We start from the raw sequence: 3,297 nt of genomic DNA on the forward strand, positions 1-3,297 counted from the left end.
GTCGCGTGGACCGGGACGCACTCTTAGCTGGAACAATGAACGCGCAATCGCGCAATGAATGCCCAGCAGCGAAAATGGGGTGAGGTCGGGTAAGACCGATCGTTGTAGTTGGCCGACTGGGCCAAATTGTCCGAGTACACGAGTACAGCCAGTTTTCGAAAAGGGACTAGCTCCTTTTACCAACTGCTGCCATCTGCGTATGCAGATTCCGTTCTGCCACATGCGAATACCGTCGCATCCCATTGCAAAACAAAAACGCCCACTCAAAGGTGGGCGTTTTGCGATTTACGAGAACTGACCCCGTAAAAATTTGGTTGCGCGAGCAAGATTTGAACTTGCGACCTTTGGGTTATGAGCCCAACGAGCTACCAGGCTGCTCCATCGCGCGGCAGATTAATATTATAGCTTATTCTTCGCCGGTTTGCTCGTCAGCAGGGACATCGGCGATTTCGGGGCGGTCGACCAGTTCAACCAGCGCCATGGGAGCGTTATCGCCCACGCGGAAACCCATCTTGAGGATACGCGTGTAGCCACCCGGGCGGGCCTGGTAGCGCGGGCCCAACTCGTTGAAGAGCTTGACTACGCTGTCGCGGTCGCGCAGGCGATTGAATGCCAAGCGCTTGTTGGCGACCGTCGGCTTCTTGGCCAAGGTGATCATCGGCTCGATGACGCGGCGCAGTTCCTTGGCCTTGGGGACCGTGGTCTTGATGACCTCGTGCTCAATGAGCGAGTTCATCATGTTCTGCAGCATCGCCAAACGGTGCGAACTGGTGCGGTTGAGTTTTCGGAGTCCGTGTCCGTGACGCATGGTGAATTCCTTTCTTTATAAGACTTGCAGCCGTGTCAGGTACTGCAAGGCGCTTCGCGGAGGAGAAAGCAAGGTTTGCCGCGCGCGGCAGCCTTGCACTTGTGGCTTATCGCTTGTCCAGACCGGCCGGCGGCCAGCTCTCCAGCTTCATGCCCAAGGTCAGCCCGCGGGAGGCGAGCACTTCCTTGATTTCGTTGAGCGACTTGCGACCGAGGTTTGGCGTCTTCAACAACTCGTTTTCGGTACGCTGGATCAGGTCACCGATGTAGTAGATGTTTTCGGCCTTCAGACAGTTGGCTGAGCGCACCGTCAACTCGAGCTCGTCGACTGGGCGCAGCAGGATCGGGTCGAACTGCTGGGCGCTGCGCGGCGCGGGCTGGTCGAAGGCGGCGAGTTCGCCACCCTCCAGTTGGGCGAACACGGCCAGTTGCTCCACCAGGATCTTGGCCGAGGCACGAACGGCGTCTTCAGCGGTGATCGCACCATTGGTCTCGATCTCGACCAGCAGCTTGTCCAAGTCAGTGCGCTGCTCGACCCGAGCACTTTCGACGGTGTAGCTCACGCGCTTGACCGGCGAGAAGGAAGCATCGAGCACGATGCGGCCGATCGATTTAGTCGGCTCGTCCGCATAGCGGCGCATGGTGCCGGGCACATAGCCACGGCCCTTCTCCACCTTGATCTGCATATCCAGTTTGCCACCTTGCGACAGGTGCGCGATCACGTGGTCGGGGTTGATGATTTCCACGTCATGCGGCGTCTGGATGTCCAATGCAGTGACAGCGCCTTCGCCGTCCTTGCGCAGGCTCAGCGTCACCTCGTCGCGGTTGTGGAGCTTGAACACCACGCCTTTGAGGTTCAGCAGGATGTTGACGACGTCTTCCTGCACGCCATCGATGGACGAGTACTCGTGCAGCACGCCGGCGATCGTCACTTCGGTGGCGGAGTAACCCACCATTGACGACAGCAACACACGGCGCAGCGCGTTGCCAAGCGTGTGGCCGTAGCCCCGCTCGAAAGGCTCGAGCGTGACCTTCGCCTTGTTGGCGGCCAGTTGCTCGACCTGAATGGTCTTGGGTTTCAACAGGGTGGTTTGCATGCAGACTTCCTCTCAATACCCCCGGCTCGTTACACCGGTAAGGCTGGTGAAGTGCCCGGCCGCGCGATCCGCGACAGGGAACAAGAATCAAAAATTCGGGCCACCGAATGGCGGCACGCTATCGCCTGTTACCGCGAATAGAGCTCGACGATCAGAGACTCGTTGATGTCGGCCCCGAACTCGTCGCGATCAGGCACCTTCTTGAAGATGCCTTCGGCCTTGTCGACATTCACTTCGATCCAGGCCGGAATACCGACCTGCTGGGCCAGCTGCAGAGCTTCAACGATGCGATTCTGCTTCTTCGACTTGTCGCGCACCGCGATCACGTCACCGGTCTTGACCAGGTACGACGGGATGTTGACGGACTGGCCATTCACCGTGATTGCCTTGTGCGAGACCAACTGACGTGCCTCGGCGCGCGTGGAGCCAAAACCCATGCGGTAGACCACGTTGTCCAGGCGCGACTCGAGCAAGAACAGCAGGTTGGCGCCAGTGTTGCCGCGGCGGCGATCGGCTTCCTCGAAATAGCGGCGGAACTGCTTTTCAAGCACACCGTACATGCGCTTGACCTTTTGCTTCTCGCGAAGCTGCAGACCGAAGTCGGAAGTGCGCTGACCCGAGGTGCGGCCATGCTGGCCTGGCTTGGAGTCGAACTTGGCCTTGTCCTGAATAGAGCGCCGCGCGCTCTTCAGAAACAGATCGGTGCCTTCGCGGCGGGAGAGTTTGGCCTTGGGGCCGAGGTAGCGTGCCACTTGATCTTCCTTTGTGTCATCTGCCGCAGAGATCTGCGGGAGCCATCAGCGGCGTGCCGATGGCGGTGGGCTTGTGAAAAACAAAAACAAACGCGCAGCCGGCCCGAAAGCTGGCTGCGCCGAACGCCTTCGCGTCAGATGCGCCGACGCTTCTGCGGACGGCAACCGTTGTGAGGAACCGGCGTCACATCGGCGATCGAGTTGATGCGGATGCCCAGCGCGGCCAAGGCACGCACCGAGGACTCGCGACCCGGGCCAGGGCCCTTGATCTCGACGTCGAGGTTCTTGATACCTTGTTCCACCGCGGCGCGGCCGGCAACTTCCGAAGCAACCTGCGCAGCAAAGGGCGTCGATTTGCGCGAGCCCTTGAAACCCTGGCCACCCGACGACGCCCACGACAGGGCGTTGCCCTGGCGATCGGTGATCGTGATGATCGTGTTGTTGAACGAGGCATGCACGTGAGCGACGCCGTCCGCCACGTTCTTGCGGACCTTCTTGCGAACGCGCTGTGCGGCGTTGTTGGCAGGAGCTTTAGCCATGCTTGTCTATCCTTACTTCTTCAGAGACTGCGCGGCCTTGCGCGGACCCTTGCGGGTGCGGGCGTTGGTGCGCGTGCGCTGGCCGCGCATCGGCAGGGGGGG

The 3,297-nt window shown here is 60.3% G+C and carries 4 protein-coding genes, 1 tRNA gene and 1 pseudogene; all 6 read right to left on the reverse strand.

Annotated elements, in window-relative coordinates; genetic code table 11:
* Positions 1-311 precede the first annotated feature (311 nt).
* Positions 312-388 (reverse strand) — tRNA-Met (locus APY03_RS05060).
* Positions 389-406: 18 nt separating this feature from the next.
* Positions 407-808 carry a 50S ribosomal protein L17 gene (gene rplQ / locus APY03_RS05065; RefSeq protein WP_068674558.1) on the reverse strand — a complete coding sequence of 134 codons (402 nt, stop codon included), beginning with the start codon at positions 806-808 and terminating at the stop codon, positions 407-409.
* 106 nt (positions 809-914) lie between these two features.
* On the reverse strand, positions 915-1,904 hold the full coding sequence (locus APY03_RS05070; protein WP_068674560.1) for a DNA-directed RNA polymerase subunit alpha: 990 nt from the start codon (positions 1,902-1,904) through the stop codon (positions 915-917).
* Between the two features lie 128 nt (positions 1,905-2,032).
* Positions 2,033-2,656, reverse strand: a complete 624-nt coding sequence (rpsD, locus tag APY03_RS05075; RefSeq protein WP_068674562.1) for a 30S ribosomal protein S4 — start codon at positions 2,654-2,656, stop codon at positions 2,033-2,035.
* Between the two features lie 134 nt (positions 2,657-2,790).
* A complete protein-coding gene (rpsK, locus tag APY03_RS05080) occupies positions 2,791-3,195 on the reverse strand; it encodes a 30S ribosomal protein S11 (RefSeq protein ID WP_068674563.1) in 405 nt (134 codons plus the stop codon).
* 12 nt (positions 3,196-3,207) lie between these two features.
* Positions 3,208-3,297 (reverse strand): annotated as a pseudogene (locus APY03_RS43265) (30S ribosomal protein S13); the annotation flags it as partial.

The organism is Variovorax sp. WDL1 (genome assembly GCF_001541225.1).
Lineage (GTDB): Bacteria > Pseudomonadota > Gammaproteobacteria > Burkholderiales > Burkholderiaceae_C > Variovorax.

Excerpts from the sequence above, each read along its gene's own strand:
- rplQ (WP_068674558.1), bottom strand. The coding sequence starts at position 808 with ATGCGTCACGGACACGGACTCCGAAAACTCAACCGCACCAGTTCGCAC.
- APY03_RS05070 (WP_068674560.1), bottom strand. The coding sequence starts at position 1,904 with ATGCAAACCACCCTGTTGAAACCCAAGACCATTCAGGTCGAGCAACTG.
- rpsK (WP_068674563.1), bottom strand. The coding sequence starts at position 3,195 with ATGGCTAAAGCTCCTGCCAACAACGCCGCACAGCGCGTTCGCAAGAAG.